Source organism: Microcoleus sp. N9_A1 (assembly GCF_036701795.1).
GTDB lineage: Bacteria > Cyanobacteriota > Cyanobacteriia > Cyanobacteriales > Microcoleaceae > Microcoleus.
In genome coordinates, this window is record NZ_JAUBRI010000017.1 from 82,802 (window position 1) to 103,237 (window position 20,436).

Annotated in this window: 15 protein-coding genes and 1 pseudogene; 3 read left to right on the forward strand and 13 right to left on the reverse strand. The window is 45.2% G+C overall.

The features are described 5' to 3' along the window. Nucleotides 1–64: 64 nt before the first annotated feature. Together QUA58_RS10815 and QUA58_RS10820 are read right to left on the reverse strand one after the other, a co-directional pair. On the reverse strand, nucleotides 65–5,881 hold the full coding sequence (locus tag QUA58_RS10815) for a HAMP domain-containing protein (protein WP_333249971.1): 5,817 nt from the start codon (nucleotides 5,879–5,881) through the stop codon (nucleotides 65–67). A 282-nt stretch (nucleotides 5,882–6,163) separates the two neighbouring features. Next, nucleotides 6,164–8,263 carry an FAD-dependent oxidoreductase gene (locus tag QUA58_RS10820; RefSeq protein WP_445301871.1) on the reverse strand — a complete coding sequence of 700 codons (2,100 nt, stop codon included), beginning with the start codon at nucleotides 8,261–8,263 and terminating at the stop codon, nucleotides 6,164–6,166. Nucleotides 8,264–8,397: 134 nt separating this feature from the next. Between QUA58_RS10820 and QUA58_RS10825 the strand changes: the two genes are divergently transcribed. Continuing rightward, on the forward strand, nucleotides 8,398–8,910 hold the full coding sequence (locus tag QUA58_RS10825) for a hypothetical protein (protein ID WP_333249974.1): 513 nt from the start codon (nucleotides 8,398–8,400) through the stop codon (nucleotides 8,908–8,910). A gap of 69 nt (nucleotides 8,911–8,979) precedes the next feature. On the opposite strand, the gene QUA58_RS10830 is transcribed toward QUA58_RS10825, so the two are convergent. Then, complete coding sequence (locus QUA58_RS10830) at nucleotides 8,980–9,105, reverse strand: hypothetical protein (protein WP_333249975.1); 126 nt, start codon at nucleotides 9,103–9,105, stop codon at nucleotides 8,980–8,982. 79 nt (nucleotides 9,106–9,184) lie between these two features. Here QUA58_RS10830 and QUA58_RS10835 point away from each other — a divergent pair, with 79 nt between their 5' ends. Then, nucleotides 9,185–9,946 (forward strand): aldolase/citrate lyase family protein, encoded by a 762-nt coding sequence (locus QUA58_RS10835; protein WP_333249977.1) that lies wholly within the window; start codon nucleotides 9,185–9,187, stop codon nucleotides 9,944–9,946. 253 nt (nucleotides 9,947–10,199) lie between these two features. Continuing rightward, complete coding sequence (locus QUA58_RS10840; protein ID WP_333249979.1) at nucleotides 10,200–10,868, forward strand: 2OG-Fe dioxygenase family protein; 669 nt, start codon at nucleotides 10,200–10,202, stop codon at nucleotides 10,866–10,868. A 153-nt stretch (nucleotides 10,869–11,021) separates the two neighbouring features. Here QUA58_RS10840 and QUA58_RS10845 read toward each other — a convergent pair whose 3' ends face one another. From QUA58_RS10845 to QUA58_RS10890, 10 genes and pseudogenes are all read right to left on the reverse strand, one after another. Continuing rightward, nucleotides 11,022–11,435, reverse strand: coding sequence for a nuclear transport factor 2 family protein (locus tag QUA58_RS10845; RefSeq protein ID WP_332978470.1), 414 nt, complete (start codon nucleotides 11,433–11,435; stop codon nucleotides 11,022–11,024). A 75-nt stretch (nucleotides 11,436–11,510) separates the two neighbouring features. Then, nucleotides 11,511–11,930: pseudogene (locus QUA58_RS10850) on the reverse strand (Uma2 family endonuclease); the annotation flags it as partial. 2 nt (nucleotides 11,931–11,932) lie between these two features. Next, the gene (locus QUA58_RS10855; RefSeq protein WP_333394025.1) at nucleotides 11,933–13,066 is read right to left on the reverse strand and encodes a pentapeptide repeat-containing protein; all 1,134 of its coding nucleotides are present in this window, start codon (nucleotides 13,064–13,066) and stop codon (nucleotides 11,933–11,935) included. Nucleotides 13,067–13,137: 71 nt separating this feature from the next. Further along, complete coding sequence (locus tag QUA58_RS10860; protein ID WP_333394026.1) at nucleotides 13,138–14,088, reverse strand: hypothetical protein; 951 nt, start codon at nucleotides 14,086–14,088, stop codon at nucleotides 13,138–13,140. A 28-nt stretch (nucleotides 14,089–14,116) separates the two neighbouring features. After that, the gene (locus QUA58_RS10865) at nucleotides 14,117–14,491 is read right to left on the reverse strand and encodes a DUF433 domain-containing protein (RefSeq protein ID WP_333394028.1); all 375 of its coding nucleotides are present in this window, start codon (nucleotides 14,489–14,491) and stop codon (nucleotides 14,117–14,119) included. A 197-nt stretch (nucleotides 14,492–14,688) separates the two neighbouring features. Continuing rightward, nucleotides 14,689–15,684, reverse strand: a complete 996-nt coding sequence (locus QUA58_RS10870) for an AEC family transporter (RefSeq protein ID WP_333394029.1) — start codon at nucleotides 15,682–15,684, stop codon at nucleotides 14,689–14,691. A gap of 242 nt (nucleotides 15,685–15,926) precedes the next feature. Then, on the reverse strand, nucleotides 15,927–16,133 hold the full coding sequence (locus QUA58_RS10875) for a glycogen debranching protein (protein WP_333249988.1): 207 nt from the start codon (nucleotides 16,131–16,133) through the stop codon (nucleotides 15,927–15,929). Between the two features lie 200 nt (nucleotides 16,134–16,333). Next, nucleotides 16,334–16,819: a GNAT family N-acetyltransferase gene (locus QUA58_RS10880; RefSeq protein ID WP_333249990.1), complete on the reverse strand. Its 486-nt coding sequence runs from the start codon at nucleotides 16,817–16,819 to the stop codon at nucleotides 16,334–16,336. 275 nt (nucleotides 16,820–17,094) lie between these two features. After that, entirely contained in the window at nucleotides 17,095–18,168 is a 1,074-nt protein-coding gene (locus QUA58_RS10885) for an RNA polymerase sigma factor, RpoD/SigA family (RefSeq protein WP_333249992.1), read from the reverse strand. Between the two features lie 126 nt (nucleotides 18,169–18,294). Beyond that, nucleotides 18,295–19,968, reverse strand: coding sequence for an ABC transporter ATP-binding protein (locus QUA58_RS10890; protein ID WP_333394030.1), 1,674 nt, complete (start codon nucleotides 19,966–19,968; stop codon nucleotides 18,295–18,297). Nucleotides 19,969–20,436: the final 468 nt, after the last annotated feature.

Consider the following 20,436-nt stretch of genomic DNA (forward strand, 5'->3'; position numbering starts at 1 on the left):
GACTGTTGACTGCTCACTGCTCACTAATGACAACTAACAACAGTCAACGGACAACTTACTTCTATTATCGATAAAGCCAGACACGCAGCAGCGATAGTAACTGTTCCGTATCCACAGGTTTGGTAATGTAGTCAGACGCACCAGCTTCGATACATTTTTCCCGATCGCCCTTCATAGCTTTCGCAGTAAGAGCAATCATTGGCAGCGCAGCGAATTGAGGCATATTACGAATTGCTTGCATTGTTTCATAACCGTCCATCTCTGGCATCATCACGTCCATCAACACAATATTTATGTCAGGTGTATTTTGCAATGTAGCAATGCCCTGTCTGCCGTTTTCAGCAAACACAATTTGCATTTGATGGCGCTCTAGCATACTCGTCAGGGCGAAAATATTCCGCATATCGTCGTCAACAATCAAGACTTTTTTGCCCGCGAGGGTCGAATCTGTTTGATACAATTGCTCTAGCATTTGGCGCTTGGGTTCCGGCAAATTTGCTTGGACTCGGTGCAAAAACAAAGCTGTTTCATCTAACAAACGTTCCGGCGATCGCACATCTTTAACAATGATTGTTTCCGCCATCCGCTTCAGTTGAGTTTCTTCGGCTCTCGTCAACTCTTTGCCCGTATAAACAATAATCGGCAGACTTTTTAAAGCTGCATCTTGCTTGATCTGCTCGATCAGTTCAAAACCCGTCATATCTGGCAGTCCCAAATCGAGGACAATGCAGTCAAAATGCCCCAATTTCAAAGTTGCTAGCGCCTCTGCACCACTCCCCACAGCCGTTGTAGAAACATCGTGATTGCCGATTAAATCCACAATGCTCAGACGCTGCGTTTCGTCGTCTTCCACCACTAGCAGATTCTTGACTCGCCGATCGACAAAACCCTTAATATCAGTCAAAGCTTTGCTCAAAGCTTCGCTGCTAACAGGTTTTTGCAAATAGGCGATCGCCCCTAACTGCAAACTGCGCTGCCGCCCTTCTTCAACTGATACAATGTGAACCGGAATGTGGCGCGTATTCGTATCATGCTTCAAGCGATCCAGCACTGTCCAGCCATCCATCACAGGCAAATTTAGATCCAGCATAATCGCAGTTGGCTTGAACTCTCGCGCCATCGCCAAACCGATATCGCTCCGTAAAGCCACTAAACCTTTAAAACCCTGATCCCGCGCCATATCCAAAAGAATGCGAGCGAAGTTCACGTCATCTTCAATAATCAACAGTACGCGATCGCCGGACTCGACACTTTCCCGGTCATCCGCGATAATAGGTGATGGATAAGGGGCGATCGGCAAGTTGAAATTCGGCGAAGGAACTGCAGAAGAAATAGCAGCCGGCAATTGAGCCATTTGCTTGCCCATTCCCGATTCCTGATCATTCATTATTCGCGATTCTTGGTAAGTTTGCGGCAGATAAAGCGTGAACCTACTACCCTCACCAGGGCGACTTGTCAATTTAATTTCTCCGCCTAACAAATTAGCGATTTCTCTACTAATTGACAAACCCAAACCCGTGCCCCCGTATTTGCGGCTAGTGCTACCATCAGCTTGTTGGAAAGCCTCAAAAATAACCCTGTGTTTTTCAGCAGAAATCCCAATCCCCGTATCGCTAACGGCGAAAGCCAAAACAGTAGGGGAACTCGTTAAACTTTCTATCTCTAAACTCCACCCTTCCCGCGCTACTTCGACACACAATTTCACCTCACCTCGCTCTGTAAACTTAAACGCATTCGAGAGGAGATTCTTCAAAACTTGTTGCAGCCGTTTAGCATCAGTATAGAGACCTTTTGGCAACCCACCCTCAAGCTCGATTTGAAAACTCAACTTCTTATCCAGGGCGATTTGGCGGAAAGTTCGATCCAAATGATCTCGCAATTCCGCAAACAACACTTGCTCAATTTCCACTGACATCGTGCCTGATTCAATCTTAGCGAGATCCAAGATGTCATTAATCAGCCCTAACAAATCGGTTCCAGCCGAGTAAATAGTGCGCGTGTATTCAACTTGCTTCAGAGTCAAATTGCCTTCAGTATTGTCAGAAAGCAATCGAGCGAGAATCAACAGCGAATTCAGCGGAGTTCGCAACTCGTGAGACATATTTGCCAGAAACTCCGACTTATACTTAGAAGTTAGAGCCAACTGTTCGGCTCTTTCTTCCAGCAACCCCCTCGCCTGTTCGATATCTCGGTTTTTCCGCTCAACTTCCTTATTTTGCAGCGCTAGCAATTCAGCTTGTTCTTCTAGTTCTTCATTCGTTTGTTGCAACTCTTCCTGCTGATTCTTCAACAGTTCCTCAGATGCGCGGAGCGACTGCGCTTGTTGTTCGAGACGCTTGTTAGTTTCCGTTAGTTCCTTTTGCTGAGTTTGCAACTCTTCTGCCAAAGACTGTGACTGTTTCAGCAACTCTTCCGTCCGCATACTCGCCGCAATTGTATTTAAAACAATGGCGATACTTTCTGTAAGTTGGTCGAGAAATGTCAAGTGTATTTCGCTGAAGCGGCGGAACGAAGCTAACTCAATTACTGCCGTCACTTGTCCCTCAAATAGTACGGGTAAAACAACGACATTCAACGGCGTAGATTCTCCCAGTCCCGATCCAATTTTAACGTAGTTTTCCGGCACCTCAGTCAACAGTATTCGTTCCTTTTCCAGGGCGCACTGTCCTACCAAACCTTCGCCTAAATGGAATCTATTTCCTAACTGTTTGCGTTCGCGGTATGCGTAGGTACTTAACAGTTTGAGAAACGGATCATGCTCCACAGATTCCATCATAAAGAATACGCCATGCTGAGCAGAAACCAGCGGCGTCAATTCTGAGAGAATTAGTTTAGAAACTGTTTCTAAATCCCGCTGACCTTGTAGCATTCGAGTGAACTTAGCGAGGTTTGTTTTCAGCCAATCTTGCTCAGTATTCTTCTGCGTCGTCTCCCGGAGATTGGCGATCATCTGGTTAATGTTGTCCTTAACAATGGCAACTTCTCCCTCAGTGGCTACGGAAATTGACCTCGTTAAATCCCCTCTCGTAACAGCAATTGCCACTTCGGCGATCGCCCGCAGTTGAGTAGTCAAATTCGCCGCCAACTCATTCACATTATCCGTCAAATCTCGCCAGGTCCCCGCCGCGCCCGGAACCTTCGCCTGGCCGCCCAATTTCCCTTCAATTCCCACCTCCCGCGCCACAGTAGTAACTTGATCCGCAAACGTCGCCAGCGTATCAATCATCTCGTTAATCGTATCTGCCAGAGTCGCAATTTCTCCCTTAGCTTCCAGCATTAATTTGCGCTTCAAATCGCCATTCGCCACCGCCGTCACAACCTTAGCAATACCCCGCACCTGCGCTGTCAAATTCCCCGCCATCGAGTTTACATTGTCGGTTAAATCTTTCCAAGTTCCCGCAACTCCTTTCACCTCAGCTTGACCGCCCAATTTACCCTCAGTTCCCACCTCCCGCGCCACCCGCGTCACCTCAGAAGCGAAGGAATTAAGCTGATCCACCATCACGTTAATAGTGTCTTTCAGTTCAAGAATTTCGCCTTTGACATCGACGGTAATTTTCTTAGACAAATCCCCATTTGCCACCGCTTTCGTCACTTCCGCAATATTCCGCACCTGCGCCGTCAAATTCCCCGCCATCAAGTTAACATTATCGGTTAAATCTTTCCAAGTTCCCCCTACACCCCGCACGTAAGCTTGCACGCCTAATTTACCTTCCGTTCCCACTTCCCTAGCAACTCTGGTTACTTCAGATGCGAAGGAACTCAACTGATCCACCATGATGTTAATCGTGTTTTTCAGTTCGAGAATTTCACCTTTAACATCTACGGTAATTTTCTTCGACAAATCGCCATTTGCCACCGCCGTTGTCACTTCCGCAATGTTCCGCACTTGGGCTGTTAAATTACCCGCCATCGAGTTAACTGAATCCGTTAAATCTTTCCAGGTTCCTGCAACTCCTTTAACTTCAGCTTGCACGCCTAATTTCCCTTCCGTTCCCACTTCCCTAGCCACCCTAGTTACTTCCGAAGCGAAGGAATTTAACTGATCCACCATCGTGTTGACGGTGTTTTTTAACTCCAGAATTTCACCTTTAACATCTACTGTAATTTTCTTCGACAAGTCGCCATTTGCCACCGCAGTAGTAACAGCCGCAATATTCCGTACTTGCTCCGTCAAACTACCCGCCATAAAATTAACTGAATCAGTTAAATCCTTCCAAGTTCCTGCTACGCCTCGAACATCCGCTTGACCGCCGAGTTTACCTTCGGAACCTACTTCCCTAGCAACCCTGGTTACTTCAGATGCAAAGGAATTAAGCTGATCCACCATCACGTTAATGGTGTTTTTTAGTTCTAAAATTTCGCCTTTAACCTGTACCGTAATTTTCTTAGATAAGTCACCGTTAGCAACAGCCGTCGTCACCTCAGCAATGTTGCGGACTTGTGCTGTTAAATTTCCTGCCATTGAGTTAACTGAATCAGTTAAATCTTTCCAGGTTCCTGCAACTTCCTGCACTTCTGCTTGTACGCCTAATTTCCCTTCTGTCCCCACTTCCCTAGCAACCCTGGTTACTTCAGATGCGAAGGAATTTAACTGATCAACCATCGTGTTGACAGTGTTTTTTAACTCCAGAATTTCACCTTTAACATCTACTGTAATTTTCTTAGATAAATCGCCCTTTGCCACAGCGGTAGTCACTTCAGCGATGTTCCGCACTTGTGCTGTCAAACTGCCTGCCATGAAGTTAACGCTATCAGTTAAATCCTTCCAAGTTCCGGCAACTCCTTTAACTTCTGCTTGACCGCCGAGTTTGCCTTCGGAACCTACTTCTCTCGCCACCCGCGTTACTTCAGATGCGAAGGAATTTAACTGATCCACCATGATGTTAATCGTGTTTTTTAACTCCAGAATTTCACCTTTAACATCTACTGTAATTTTTTTAGATAAGTCACCATTTGCCACAGCGGTTGTCACTTCCGCAATGTTCCGTACTTGTGCGGTAAGATTGCCGGCCATCGAGTTAACTGAATCCGTTAAATCTTTCCAGGTTCCTGCAACTCCTTTAACTTCTGCTTGCACCCCTAATTTGCCTTCCGTTCCTACTTCTCTCGCCACCCGCGTTACTTCAGATGCGAAGGAACTCAACTGATCCACCATGATGTTAATCGTATTTTTCAGTTCGAGAATTTCGCCTTTAACATCTACTGTAATTTTTTTGGATAAATCGCCATTTGCCACAGCGGTTGTCACGTCAGCAATGTTGCGGACTTGGGCTGTTAAATTCCCCGCCATCGAGTTAACTGAATCCGTTAAATCTTTCCAGGTTCCTGCAACTCCTCTGACTTCAGCTTGCACGCCTAATTTGCCTTCGGTTCCTACTTCCCTAGCAACCCGCGTTACTTCTGATGCGAAGGAACTCAATTGGTCTACCATTGTGTTGACAATTTGGGCTGTTTGGAGGAATTCTCCTTTGAGGGGTCTGTCTTCTATCTCTAAGGCGATGGTTTGCGATAAATCTCCTTTTGCTACGGCCCGAATTACTCTGGCGGTTTCAGAGGTTGGTTGCACTAAATCTGTAATTAGGGTATTGACAGAATTTACGCTAGCTGCCCATGACCCCTCGGCGCTGCCGATGGTGGCACGCTGGGCGATTTTGCCTTCTTTACCGACAACTGTGCCGATGCGATCGAGTTCGGCCGCCATTCTCTGATTGAGCTCGATTATGTCGTTAAGTTCGTCTGCAATTTTCCCGGCTAGACCGGTCTGGTCTATGGGCATCCGAACTGAAAAGTCCCCTTTTTTGACAGCTACTAAGGTTCTGAGTAGCTGTTTGGCATAACCATTATTGGAATTGGGGCTTGTTATCTGTGCAGTTGACATGACCGTTACCTTTGGGGAGTTTGAAGGGGAAGGGGGGAATATTTTGGAGATTATTGATATTATCCGACTAAAGCAGTGTCTGATTGCTTCTATCGAAAGATAGATGACAAATTGCTGTTGGTCAACTATTCACTTATTGGTTATTTTATACTGGTTAGCAGGCTCTTCTTGGTAACGAGTTAATTGTGGGGTGTCACGAACAGGCCCGAAAGCCTGTTCCCCAAAGAGTGAATTTTATTGTGCGGCGGGCAGGATGTCCGCCCTACAGATTACCAACTGCGATTATTTCCAATTTTGCCACGAACTATTGAAAATAGAAGTACCCGGAAAGGCGATCGGATTGGCATTTTGTTGCAAGCGCAATTGCAACACTTCCAAGTTCGGCTCGCGGGATGGCAATTCGTCCACTAATTCATAAGGTAAAATCCCTTTTTCCAAGGAAAAAGCAGCCGCAACTCCCGCCGCCGCACCAGCAGACCATTCAAAAGAATGCACTCGATAAGCAGCGGCCGCTGTGTGGCTAACAGCTATACTTTTACCTGCCACTAACATATTGTCAATTTTCTGGGGAATCATTGCCCGCAGCGGGATTTGGAAGGGATAAGCTTGCCCTTGACCTTTGCGAGTGCCTTCGCGTTCGGTATTTCCCGGTGCTTCCGGCGGGCTGTTGGTCATGCAGGGGTGAAAGTCGATCGCATAATGACCGATACCCACAGAATCAGGATAAATCGTAGCGCGCGATCGCGATTTTGTATCCTCAACAGATTGACTTCCGACAGCCAAAGCCGGCGCATTCAAACCACCCACAGCCAACCACAAATTGCGATACTCTTCCTCCGACAAATTCTGGCGATAAAAATCAGCCGTAAAGTCAGTGCGAGACATATCAACTTCCCACACCGTAAAACCTTGAGGCTGATTAAAACTCGGCCGCCCAATAATACGTCGGCCCTCCCGCATATAAGGATATTTAGAAAGTCCGTGCACCGTCCCCATCGGCGAATCCAACCCGCTCAAAAAACGATTGTTTGGATGAGGCTTTTTCACTCCATCTCCTAGCTGCGAGTCAGTAGTTCCTGTTACCAGCCAGTAGAAAAATCCTTGAGCATTTTCTTCGCCGCGGCGCAAAGTTTCCGTTCGCAAACCGCCCATCCATCCCCCCGGTTGCAGTTGACCGGCTTCTTCCAACTGATCGCGAGAATAAATTAAATTATCCTGGGCAGAACCTGGACGATAGTCATTGCCCCAAGTCCAGTTTTGCATCGAAATATCCCCCGGATAAATCGGGAACTGCTTCGGGTCTGAAGGTCGTTTTTGATCCGGTCTCATGCTCCTGATTTGGCGGTAGGTGAAAACTAAGGGAAAGCTCGCCAATCTCTGCAATTCGTAGCTGTAGTAAGGAGCATATTGTTGATAAAAAGACGGCACTTGATGCTGCTGCGGTTCCTTCGTTGCCTGCATCGCAAAGGTGTAGGTAAAACCTTGAGTGCAGTAAGCGTCGCCGGTAGGGCTGGCGGAGGAAGGTTCGAGAGGGGAACGTGGGTCAATTCCGAGGCGGTAGGGAACATCGGCAAGTCCGATTAATTCGCCTGTTTCAGTCGCATCTACAACGTACCAATCAGCACCTCTAGGTTTGGAATTTGACTGGTTGGGTGGTTTGGGAATAAACTGAATAATAGTTTTGTTAAATCGCGCCGAATTTTCGTAGCGATAGGCATCTTCGATGGTTTTAGACAGGGTTTCGGTGTTGAGTGGTGGCGTGTTGGTGGCGGGTTTGTGTTGAATGGCGATCGCACTTTTAATTTGTTGGCCGCCAACCGTATTCCCCGCCACAGCAGGAGTAATTTCTAATTCTTTAATAACCGTATTGGGAAACCATTTCAGGGTGCCTTTGCCTTTTCTAGCGGCATCCTGCAAGATGTTAAATAGAATTTTGTGACCGTCGTAGGGCATGAAACAGGAATAGCTAACCCAACAGCCTCCGGGATTTAGCCGGCCGTAATGTTCCTTGAGCCTCCCCCGCAATTCGAGGTAGCCGCGGGGGTAATATAAGAGCGATCGCTGAGTTTCTCTTTCGTCTAGTGCCGAAGTTCCCTGGGAGGAAATTTGACCGCCTACCCAGTCAGTAATTTCAGTAAGGCAAACTGTGCGCCCCGCCAGCAAACCTTCGTAAGCGGTAGCAGCGCCTGCGAGCCCGCCGCCTGCTACTAGAATGTCGCAAGTTTCCTGTTTGTCGGGATTGCGCACAGGTGCGGCAAACGCTGGGGTAATAGCTGAGATCGAGGTAATTAGGCTGAGGGTGAAGGTGACGATCGATCGACCTTTGAGCGAAAATAGATACCGTCGCAGTTTCATGGGAGATTGTGGAATTAATTTAGACATCAGCGAAAAACACTCATCGCATTTAAATGTTTATTTTGCAGTATACTGGTATTTCGCGGTGAGGTCAGGGCAAAGTTTTTTTATATAAGAGGCTTTAATACCAGCAACAACTATTGAACAGCCGGATGAACCTTATGCTCAAGATCGTCAAATTTTTTAGATCGTTGATTCCTTTTGATAGTTTAACAATTACGACCAGTTTAACTTTTTCGGAAGTTTTGCGCAGGTTGGACGAAGTTGTCACTCCTCCCAAAGTTTTTAGAATAATTATACCCTTTGGCCCGCCACCTGCAAAACCTTATGAAGGAACAATTTCTGGCAATACCTTCAAAATCAATCGCATCATCATCGGCCGCAATTCCTTTTTTCCAATTATCCAAGGAGATATCCATTCTCAACCTTTTGGTTGTTCCATCAAAATTAGGATGAGTTTACATAAAATAGTCATAGGATTGATGATTCTTTGGCTGTGGACAACGGGCAGTATTGGAATGTTTGCTTTATTTGCTTGGTTCGTAGAACCCTCTGTGGGACCAATATTTTTACCGATATTAGGAATGTTTATTTTTGCCTGGGTTTTGTGCTTGATTCCCTTTAAAATAGAAGCAAAATCAGCTACAAAATTTTTATCAATTCTTTTAACATAAAGATCGGACGGCGGTTGAAACCGCGTCTATACAAACAAAACCTGCCTCCGCAGGTTGAAGAATATAAAATTAAAAACAATCTGGGTTCATCGGCATTAATTCGCGGTAAAAAAACATCAAATTTCCGGCATTACCAGAAAGAATTGGGTTAAAGCCGGAACCCTTGTAGGGAGAAATTAAAAGCAGACTATTCATTACTCCAATCCTCTTCCTTCCAGGTAGAGGTCGCCCTCAACTGTCAACTGTCAACTGTCAACTGTCAACTGAATGAACCATGCGTCAAAACCAACTCAAACAAAAAATCAAACAAGGCGAAACAGTCCTCGGTTTATTTATGAACTGCGCTTATCCCGCATTCATGGAAATATGCGGTCATGCTGGATTTGATTTTGCCGTCATAGACATGGAACACGGCCCCCTGCACCCCCTTGCTGCTGAAGATTTGTGCCGCGCCGCCGACTGTACCGGAATTGCACCGATTGTTCGTGTCCGCAAAAACGACGGGCCGCAAATTCAACGAGCTCTCGACATTGGCAGTGCAGGCGTTCAAGTACCTCAAATTGAAAGCAAAATCGATGCCGAAACCGCTGTCAAAAGTGCTAAATACAGTCCTCTGGGCACGCGAGGCCTTTCCTTCGCTACGCGGGCAGGACTTTACACCGCTGCAGGTACAAATATCACTGACAAACTCAACGAAGAATCCTTAGTTGTGATTCATGTCGAAGGCAAAGCTGGCATCGACAACCTGGCAGAAATTGTTACTGTGCCGGAGGTTGACGTGATTTTTCTGGGGCCTTACGATCTGTCACAGTCGATCGGCATTCCCGGCCAAGTCCGCGATCCCCGAGTCATCGACATGATGCAGGAAGCAGTGCAAACCATCCGCAAAGCAGGCAAAGCCGCAGGTACTTTTGCCGAAAACCCCGAAATCGCCCAGCAGTGGATTGATGCTGGCGTTCAGTACGTCGCACTTGGGGTCGATGTTGCCGTTTTCCTGCGGGCCTGTCAGTCGCTAGTGAAAGCGGTGCGGAGTTAAGCTGCTAAGTAAATCCACCTAATTAAACGTCAAATATCGATCGCTAAAAAGCTTGCTGTGTATGTCTTCTTTCCTCTTCCTTCTTCCCTCTTCCTTCTTCCTTCTTCCTTCCTCATTCTTCCTTCTTTACGATATCTTTGCAATTTTTGTAGTGTCTTTTACGACACATACAAAAAACCTGCGCTAGAGTAGAAGCATACACCTCCTCCAGGCAAAATTAGGGAGGGGAGCAAGGCTTCAGGGAGTAAAATCTATGAAAACCGTATTAGAATCCATTCATTTGGATTATGCCTTTATGTTTACTTTCAAAAAAGTAAACTCGATTAAGCTAGAAGGTTTCAAGGAATTTTTTGACGATATGCCTGTCGATCCGTATGTGAAAGGTAAGTATCGTTCGAGAAGATTGTCGCGGTTTACAGTCAATGGGAATGAGTTAGTTAAGTTACCTCACGGCTATTTCTTGCAAAGCAAAACATACAATCCGCTAGCGGGCGATCTGAGGCGGGAATTTGCCGAATTGGACGATCGGCTAATCGCCCTCGATAATTTCAAACAGATGATTTTTGCTTTTTTCGATTCTTGCAAAATTCACCCGGAAGCTGAAATCGGCATCCATCAAATCAGGATCACTTGTTCGCCGCACAATTTCGGCAACCCCGCACCGGAAGGCATTCACCAAGACGGTACTGATTTTATCGGGATTTTCTCGGTTGACAGAACTAATATTGTCGGCGGGGAAACACATTTGTACTTGGCTAAAAAAGAGAAGCCTGTTTTTAATAAAGTTCTGCATCCGGGAGAATTGCTGTTAGTTGACGACCACCAGTTTTTCCACTTTACTACACCGATTAAACCGGAATCGGAAGCGGTGGGAACTAGGGATGTCTTTGTGTTGACTTCTCCGAGTTTGCTTTGCGATTGAGCAAACAGGCCAGCGCGCACTTTTGCTGTCTAAACTCACTCATTTCTGGACACAAAACCTATGAAAAAACCGGGTTTTTTACAAAAATTATTGGTTCTAGCCCTTGATCCAGGCTAAAAAACCCGGTTTCTCTCGTCGGAGTCCAGAAATGTTCTATCGAAACTTCCGTTCAGACTCTTGAATGGGAACATCATTAATGCTAGCTTCACGTCTTCGCATTAACCCATTTTCGGCAAATTCCCACTGTTCATTACCATAAGCCCGATACCAGTAGCCAGAATCATCGTGCCACTCATACTCGAAGCGAACAGAAATCCGATTGTCTGTAAAACTCCACAGTTCTTTCTTTAAACGGTAATCTAATTCCTTTGCCCATTTTCGTCTTAAAAAAGCCTTGATTTGTTCCCGTCCGCTGAAAAATTCGGCACGGTTTCGCCACTGAGAATCTTCCGTATAAGCTAAGGCTACTCGTTCTGGATCGCGGGTATTCCAGGCATCTTCAGCAGCTTGAACTTTGGCTTTAGCCGTTTCCAACGTAAAGGGCGGTAGAGGTGGTTTAGTTTCCATAAGCTTGGTTTTGTATGATATAAAAGGTAAGGTGCGGGATGCTCGCGCTACAGAGAGAGTTTTGGGACTTTGATATCAATCCTCTGCATCGGGATCGATTCCCATTGCTCGCAATCGCTCCGCTAACTGGGTGACTTTTCGCTCTGCTTGTTCGGCTCTTTCCCGTTCTTGTCCGGCTCTTTCCCGTTCAATTTCAACTTGTTCCGAGCCAGTTAACAGCAAATTCCCCTGGGAATCCCACCACCGCAGCCAAAGAAGTTCTTGATTTTGATAGCTTCCCTGCCACAGTCCCAATTCTACCTCTAGTACAGGAATGGGATAGTGACCGCGTTCGTTTGGCTCCATCCTTCGATACACAAAATCTATCAGGTGATAGACTTCTAAATTGCCAGTTCTCATTTCATAAATACCGTAGTAAGGAATGCGGATAATTCTCTCGTACACCCAAAACTTACCGGGTTTAGTTGTTGTACCGTCAGGGGCCACAGAAAGCGGAGCTAGATACAATTGCTCAAAGCTATAAGATCAATAATATTCGGCTTTATTTCTTGCTGGATCTTTATTTTCTGCTTGATAATATTTTCCCAACACCTCTCTATATCTTCTATATTAATACCTTCACAACTTTTGTGCAATTCAAGATATTGAAATATTGGTCGAGATAATTGGGATTGTAATTTTTTTTTTCGTTTTTCAGGAATTACGATATACATTGGGAAGGTTGGGTCTATAAAGGTTAAGGGATTTAATTTAACATTAGCCACAAAATCACCCATACGTAATAGTCCAGAGTGAATTGTAGTAGTGCATTCAATTTCAAATAATGCTACTACTTTAAACTGATCATTTTCATTTAGCCATATTACATCAATTAATTTACTAATTTTTTCAACTTGTTTTTCTAATCCACCAATAGAGAATCCTTCCATTGTTAATTCTTTAAGTTTACCGAACCTAGAGTCCTCGAAACTATCGTCCCCGAATCTATACTCTCCGAATCTATAGTCCTTTGAGTGATCGTTTCGAGCAATCCATACTCTATAGCCTAATTCTTGTCCTATCTCGGCCAGAATGCCCTGCATTTTAGTATGTCTTGAAATCTTTGGTAATAAAGCTGGTGGATATTTTTTCTGGAAACTATCTTGATACTTTGGTTCACATTTTAATGTTCTGTTAAGGGGTTTAATTGGGTATTCTGCAAATAAATTTAACTGAACCATATCGCTTTTTTCAATTTCTTCAATCAGTTTTTCTACTCCTATAGCATCGGTTATATCAGCCCTTTCGATATTTTTTACTGTTTGGTAATTAGCATTGGTAAGCTTAGCGCTTCTAAGATTAGCCCACTCTAGATCTGCTCCTTGAAGATTGGCATCTCTCAAGTCTGCATAAATAATGTCTGACCATTTCAGATTAGCCCCTATAAGAGATGCCCCTCTTAATTGAGCGCTGATTAAATTAGTATAGCTTAGATTGCTATAGTTTAAGTTTGCATTGCTCAAATTTGCACCACTTAGATTAGCAAAGCTCAGATCAATTTCTGTCAAATCAGTATCCCTTAAGTCACAACCATGAAAATCTCTTCTGCCTTCTGCATAAAGTTCTTGCAGTTCGTTTTCATCTATATTCATAAACTCCTCTCAACTATCTTATTAAGGTACATTACTCTAAGTGACTGTAGAGCATATTATCTGTGTTCGCCCTACCTTCTCACTGGCTGAAATCCCTGCACAAAACTTATCCAACGTGGTACTTTATCACCTGTAATATTTAGGATAGGAATGTTGAAACTTCTGACATCGGGGCGATCGATTTCACCAGCAGAAAAAGTAATATTCGTAGGTTCCGATTTACCTAAACCATAGGCACTAACTATTTGATTAGCAAGTCGGCAGGTTATTTCAAAACTTCCCATATTAATCGTGCCACCTCCAGCCTCGTAATTCCATGTAATACCGGGTGTTAAAGTCCCCTCCTGACACATAAAGTGAGTGACTTCAAACATTTTAGCAATGTGAACATCATATCGCCTTAAGCGTCCTCCATAGGCCGATGCTCTGGTATCACTTTCTGGTACTACAATCGATCCAAATCCTTCGTCAAAACCAAGCTTCATCGGTAGTGCCGTGGAACTTGTGAGCGGTTGACTCGCTTGAGGTTCTACGGGAGTCGGTGACATCTGTATTGGTTTGACCAATTGACTATTAGCGCGAATAAAACAACCTTGCGCCGCACCAGCAGTGTAGTTTTTTCCTACAAAAAGCCAAGGTAAACCCCTGGTATCAAGGAAAGTAACACCAGCATTACCAGGAAAGCTTTCAAAACGCTGCCCCTGTTTTAAAACACCAACTACAGACCAATTAAAAACATCAAATGGAGTGCGGTTGTCAACACGCATAAATTCTTCAAAAGAAGAATTTATACGACAATTTAACCCCTTTGGGTCTGGGTCTACTACTTCCCAATAAGTATGATAATATCTTCCCGTATAATCCCCTTGATTATTAGGACTTGGTAGAGGTGCAGTAGAACCCAGTTTAGCTGTTCCTAATACCAGCAGAGTTGCAAGAGTAATGGTTTTTAATTCTTTTAACATGGATATCACTTTTAAAACACTATATTGATCATAGTATTTAAGGATTTGCTGATACATTAACTCTATCATACTTTAGTATGAAAAACTATAGCTCAGACTTGAACTTGGCCTTAGCTGCTCGCAGTTTTTCCCAAGCAGCTTCCGTTCCCGATCTTGGTGGTTGGGCGGCAATTCTGGCAATGAGATCGCGATTTTTTTCTTCATAATACAGCCGCAGTTCTTCAGCTTCCTTAAGAACCATTTGATACTCGGCTTCAACGGTGGCGCGATTGGCCTCAATATAAGCTAAAGCCGCGTTAATTTGTTCCTCTGTAAGGTCAAACAATCCCCTGATAAACTTAGGCGGATATTGAGCCGTCACATAGTCCATGATGTCGTAGATAGTGATGCGCGTACCTGCGATGGACAGTCCTCTTTCTGTACGGATGATAGCTGTTTGTTCGTCGGATATGCTTGTCATGCCTCTAACCTCCTAGAAGTTATTTCTATATTAGACCAACTCTCAAAAGTCTTGCAAGAATCATTAGTGTTGGGTTTATTTCCTGTTTTAGTAACGCGATCCAAATCCCAGAAACCGGGTTTCTGCGATAATTTACGCATCCTTACCGAGATTTTGACAAGAAACCCGGTTTCTAACTCCCACGCTATCGTCCAACTTCAACTAAACCCAGCTAACCAAAGTGGAAGCATCAGCAGTAAACCGACGGAAGTGATGGCGATGCTGCTAGCTAACAAATCGCGATCGAGCTCGTAGACTTCTGCTAAAATCAGCACGGAAAGAGCTGTGGGCGTTCCCGACATCAACACCAACACGAACCTCGGATCGCCGCTCAACCCGAAATAACTAGCACCCAATCCGATCAGCACCGGCACAATTACCACTTTTAACAGGGACGGAATTAACGCCAGTTCAAAACTTTCCCATTTCTTTATAGACCTCAGCCGGATGCCAACCAGCAGCAAAGCACTGGCAATTACCACCCAAACAGCAGTCTGCAATCCCGATTCCACTGTCTCGGGCAGGGGGATGTTTCTAGTATAAAAACCAATTAAAAATGCCCACAGGGCGGGAACTGTCAGCACGTCCCGGAGCTGAGTCCACCAGTGTTTTTTTTGCTCGGAGTTTCCGAAATAGCTAGCAATAAATACACCGAAACAATAAGTTCCAATAACATTGTTAGTGACGCTGTACAAGACAGCCCAGTTGTTGTTATCGCTGCTGACGATAGCGGGCGTGATTGCTAATCCGACAAAGCCGGTATTTCCTAACATCGCAGCTAGGAGAAAACTCCCTTGGCTCGATCGCTTCAGGGAATTAAAATTTAATAAAAATAAGTTAACCAGAGAATTTTTGCCCTGAAAATAGGGCTTTTTGATGTGGGCCGCACTCAGCCTACGCAATAATACCCAAGTCAGCCAAGCAAAACTCGTACTGAGAAATAACACGAATATGGCGATCGCCGGCGTGAATCCCACAGCACCCGAAAAATCGCTCTGACGGGCTAAAACTAGAATTTGCAGCGGTATCCCAATCCAGAAAAGAAAGTGGCTCAGCAGCTTGGGAAAATCAACTGGGATGTACCGAAACAGCAGCAGTCCCAAGCCCGTCCAGATAACTAGAGGCGTATAAGCGTGAAATAAGGTTTCAATCATAAAAATTTAACTTGACAATTTGAAATGCCTCTATCTATTAATAGTAATGCTAAAACCCGTTTGAGAAATGCGATTTGTCGTTAGCGGAGCTTGCAGCTATTGGATCGCACTTGCCCGCTTTTTCGCCCTTGCGCGTCCGCAGCACTGCGGGCCCTAAAATTTCCGAACAGACGCGCAACGTTTTCCTGCCGTTTCCTTCGCACCGAAATACGGCGAGACTAAATCTGCTCGACTTGCACCGATCAATTCAATTTCAAAGCATTAACGGGCACATCATCCCAAGAACTAACAGTTCGCAAGGTAGCAACCCAGCCCTGTTGTTTTTGCTCTGGGGTCAAATTCTGCTCAAAAGATTGGTGGCATTCCTGCGCTTGAGTCTCATCGCAACAAGCAATGCAGGAATAAAGAATGCCCGACGGATCGATTTGCTCGTTTACCCAAATAATCACGATCTATTCTCTCAATCAAAATCTACTGTTAGTTAAATTTTCCTATATTTTTGCCAATTATTTACTAGGATTTACGCAACAAAAAATTGACGCACGGGTGCCCAGAAACCGGGTTTTTCCGAAAAGACGCGTTGCCAACCGCAGATCCCGCAAAAAACCCGGTTTCTGAGACGGGCGAGTGCGATCGCGAACTGATAAAATTACTTCGAGGCCAAAGTCACCAAAGACTCGCCCGCAACCCGGCAAATCCGCCAGTCGGGCATCACATCAGCACCGATACCCTTGTAAAATCCGATCGCCAATTCATTCCAATCCAAAACACTCCATTCCAAACGCCCGCAGCCCCTTTCAACCGTCAACTGCGCTAAATAAACTATCAAAGACTTGCCAATTCCCCGCCCTCGAAACTCAGGGATCACAAACAAATCTTCCAAATAAATTCCCGGCTGAGTCAAAAAAGTAGAATAATTGTAAAAAAACAGCGCCCAGCCCACAACTCGATTTTCGCACTCCGCTAAAATCGCTTCAGCAAAAGGTCTCACGCCAAACAAATGATTTTCCAAATCAACCGCATTACCAGTAACGGCATGAGATAATTTTTCGTACTCAGCTAAAGCTTTAATCAAATCAAACAGCACGGGCACGTCGGCGCGGGTAGCTGGACGCAAAATTACCTCAGAAGACATAAATAAGTAAGTAGTACGCGACAATCAACAATTAAAAATACCACATCAAGACATTTTTAATTTGTAATTTTTAATTAAGTTTTTCCACATTGAATCAGCATATATAGCAATCCTAAATCATTGGTGAATTTCTTACTCCCTCCCCTTGATAAGGGGAGGGTTGGGGTAGGGTAAAAAGTTTACGACTCCTGCAAAAATTGTTATATACGGCGGGGTCGGAGTGTCCCCCACAATAATTTTAAGATTTTTCAAAATGCCAACTCAATGTTTTTAGCTTATTTCAACCAGCCCTTCAATCGTTCCGTCACTTGAGGGCGGCGCAGCTTTCGCATTGCCTTATTTTGAATTTGACGGACTCGTTCGCGGGACAAATTGAACAAACTGCTCACCTCTTCTAAAGTGTAAGGTTCGCCGGTCAGCAAACCATAACGCATAGCAACAATCTCTTTTTCCCGCTCAGTCAAAATACTGTCCAACACCTCCAAAATATCTTGGCGCATCATCATCTCATTCATCTGAGCTTCGGGAGATTGCGTCGCGTTATCTTCGAGAACATCCAAAAGTTCCGAACTTTCTTCTGAGCCGATGCGGTGGTTGAGAGACAAAGATTGCCGACGTACTTGCTGGAGGTAGCGAAGCTGTTCGCAAGTAACTTGCATTTCTCTAGCAAGTTCAGTTTCAGTTGGATTTCGTTGAAGAGAACGCCTCAAATCCCGATAAACTCTTTTGAGTTTATTTAACTGTTCGACAATGTGAACCGGCAAGCGAATTGTCCGCCCTTGATTGGCAATTGTCCGGGTAATTCCTTGGCGAATCCACCAATAGGCATAGGTAGAAAATTTGTAACCCTTCTCCGGATCAAACTTTTCGGCAGCTCGATTCAAACCTAAAGCTCCTTCTTGAATTAAATCCAGAAAAGGCACGCCCCGGTTGAGATAGCGTTTGGCAATCGAAACCACCAAGCGCAAATTCGAGCTGATCATTTTCCGTTTCGCCGACTGACACTGGTGGCGAAGTTGTTGCAGTTGAGTTTCGCTCACCCCCAAAGCCGCGGCGAGTTCAGCTTTTGTTGGCACTCTGTCCAATTCCTGCTTTAAACGCTCTTCTACTTCCAGAAGGGCTACCAATTCTTGAATGCGACGCGCCAACTCCACCTCTTCGGTGGCAGTCAGTAGAGGATAGCGAGCCATTTCTTTGAACAAAGCTCCCACGGGATCGTCGGCAGACCAGTTGTTGTATGCTGACGATCGAGTTACCGTCGGACGATCGATCTCAGTGTCTTCATCCTCTGCGATTGCGAGTGAGGCTTCGGAGGCCACCGCAAAACTGCCTAGGTCAGATTCTGCCATATAATGCTTGGTGTCCGTGGGATGATTTGAAAAGTATCCCTTAACTTTAACCAATTTAACCGGAAATTTCCGAAATCCATCTAGAAGCCCGTGACAGAAATTAGATTGCCCCAATTTTAGACCTTTTTATTGAGTTCGAGCCAGTAAAGGAGCTGCCTGCAATAATTGCTGAGTGTAAGGGTGCTGCGGATTAGTAAAAATATCCCTAGTCTTACCGATTTCAACAATTTTTCCAGCATTCATTACCGCAATACGATCGCAAAAAAATCTCGCCACCCACAAATCGTGCGTAATAAACAGATAAGTCAAATTAAATTCCTGCTTCAACTCCAACATCAGCTCTAAAACTTGAGTCTGCACGCTGGCATCCAGCATACTCACCGGTTCGTCGCAAATTATCAGTTGCGGCCGAGTAATCAAAGCGCGGGCGATCGAAACTCGCTGCTGTTGTCCGCCTGACAATTCCCCCGGATAGCGGCCAAAGAAATCCTCCCCTGGAGTCAAACCCACCCGCTCTAACATTTGCATTACTTGTTTTTTAGCTTCCGGGGCATTAGCTAATTTGTGAATAAACAAAGGGTCAGCAATACTTTGCCCGACAGTCATCATCGGATTCAGGCAAGCGTGGGGGTCTTGAAAGATCATTTGCATTTCGCGGCGGTGTTTCCTCACAGCATCGCGGTTCAGGGCAGTTATATCTATTCCTTGAAATTCCACTTTGCCGCCAGTCGCGGTAATTAGCTGCAAAATCGTGCGTGACAAGGTACTTTTGCCGCAGCCGGACTCCCCCACCAGCCCTAGGATTTCTCCCCGTTGTAGCTCTAAACTAACGCCGTCTACTGCTTTAATTACCTGGCGATTCCTGGAAAACAACTGATCTAATAAATTGCTTTCTAAACTGTAGTGTTGCTGCAAATTCGTTACGGTCAAAAGAGGCGAATTTGTTAAGTTTGCAGTAACGACTTCAGTCCTGATTTCCTCGAATGCTAACCCTTTGTCAGAATCGGCTTGAATGTGCAAAGCTGCTTTGAGGAGCGATCGAGTATATTCGTGTTGCGGGCGTTCAAAAACATCCAGCACCGGCCCTGTTTCCACGACTTTGCCGCCGTACATCACCGCAATGCGATCGCAATACTCAGCCACCATCGCCAAATCGTGAGAAATTAGCAAAATAGCCGTTCCCCGTTCCTCACAAAGTCTGGTTAATTCCTGCATAATCTGGGCGGCGACAGTTACGTCCAAACTTGTAGTCGGTTCGTCCGCCACAATTAACTTCGGATCGAGCAAAAGAGCCAAAGCAATTGCTACTCTTTGTCGCATTCCGCCGCTAAATTCGTGGGGAAATTGCGACCAGCGAGAGGCGGGAATTTTCACAGCTTCCAAAATCTCGATCGCCCGTTTCTTAGCTTGCTTGCGATCCAAATTCGGTCTGTGAGCTTGCAAAGTCTCGATGCAGTGTTCCCCCACAGTCATCAAAGGATCGAGACGAGTCATCGGATCTTGAAAAATCAATGCTACAGCTTCGCCCCGAAACCGTCTCAGCCGCGAAGCATTCATGTCAAACACCGACTCTCCAGCAAAACCAACTCGCCCCTCAATCAGCGTCGAATCCGGCAGCAACCGCATCGCCGCCCTTCCCAAAGTTGACTTACCGCACCCAGACTCCCCAACTAATCCGAGCTTTTCCCCCGGTTTCAGCGTCAGGGAAACCCCGTCAACAGCCCAACCGGATTGGCCCCGCCGCTGAGGATAAGCTACTCGCAGATTGTCAACTGAAAATAGAGAAGAGTCATTAGTCATTAGTCATTAGTCCTTAGTCTGTTAACTGTTGTCTGTTGTCTGTTGTCTGTTAACTGTTGTCTGTTGTCTGTTGTTATTTATCAATATACTGGCCGTTAGTTGCTAGTTATTAGTATTCTTCACGACTTATTAGTTATTGGCAAGAGACCGATATGCTGTTTGTAAATAGCAATAGAAATTGCTACAAACAAAGATTTTATCACTACATCATTAACCGACCCACCGCTTACTAACAACCGTCAACAGTCAACCGTTAACAGTTAACCCTCAAAAGATTTTATCACTACATCATTAACCGACCCACCGCTTACTAACAACCGTCAACAGTCAACCGTTAACAGTTAACCCTCAAAAGATTTTATCACTACATCATTAACCGACCCACCGCTTACTAACAACAGTCAACAGTCAACCGTTAACAGTTAACCCTCAAAAGATTTTATCACTACATCATTAACCGACCCACCG

Bases quoted from the DNA above. Each gene is read 5' to 3' on its own strand.
- QUA58_RS10815 (WP_333249971.1), bottom strand. From the start codon at position 5,881: ATGTCAACTGCACAGATAACAAGCCCCAATTCCAATAATGGTTATGCC.
- QUA58_RS10820 (WP_445301871.1), bottom strand. From the start codon at position 8,263: ATGTCTAAATTAATTCCACAATCTCCCATGAAACTGCGACGGTATCTA.
- QUA58_RS10825 (WP_333249974.1), top strand. From the start codon at position 8,398: ATGCTCAAGATCGTCAAATTTTTTAGATCGTTGATTCCTTTTGATAGT.
- QUA58_RS10830 (WP_333249975.1), bottom strand. From the start codon at position 9,105: ATGAATAGTCTGCTTTTAATTTCTCCCTACAAGGGTTCCGGCTTTAAC.
- QUA58_RS10835 (WP_333249977.1), top strand. From the start codon at position 9,185: ATGCGTCAAAACCAACTCAAACAAAAAATCAAACAAGGCGAAACAGTC.
- QUA58_RS10840 (WP_333249979.1), top strand. From the start codon at position 10,200: ATGAAAACCGTATTAGAATCCATTCATTTGGATTATGCCTTTATGTTT.
- QUA58_RS10845 (WP_332978470.1), bottom strand. From the start codon at position 11,435: ATGGAAACTAAACCACCTCTACCGCCCTTTACGTTGGAAACGGCTAAA.
- QUA58_RS10855 (WP_333394025.1), bottom strand. From the start codon at position 13,066: ATGAATATAGATGAAAACGAACTGCAAGAACTTTATGCAGAAGGCAGA.
- QUA58_RS10860 (WP_333394026.1), bottom strand. From the start codon at position 14,088: ATGTATCAGCAAATCCTTAAATACTATGATCAATATAGTGTTTTAAAA.
- QUA58_RS10865 (WP_333394028.1), bottom strand. From the start codon at position 14,491: ATGACAAGCATATCCGACGAACAAACAGCTATCATCCGTACAGAAAGA.
- QUA58_RS10870 (WP_333394029.1), bottom strand. From the start codon at position 15,684: ATGATTGAAACCTTATTTCACGCTTATACGCCTCTAGTTATCTGGACG.
- QUA58_RS10880 (WP_333249990.1), bottom strand. From the start codon at position 16,819: ATGTCTTCTGAGGTAATTTTGCGTCCAGCTACCCGCGCCGACGTGCCC.
- QUA58_RS10885 (WP_333249992.1), bottom strand. From the start codon at position 18,168: ATGGCAGAATCTGACCTAGGCAGTTTTGCGGTGGCCTCCGAAGCCTCA.
- QUA58_RS10890 (WP_333394030.1), bottom strand. From the start codon at position 19,968: ATGACTAATGACTCTTCTCTATTTTCAGTTGACAATCTGCGAGTAGCT.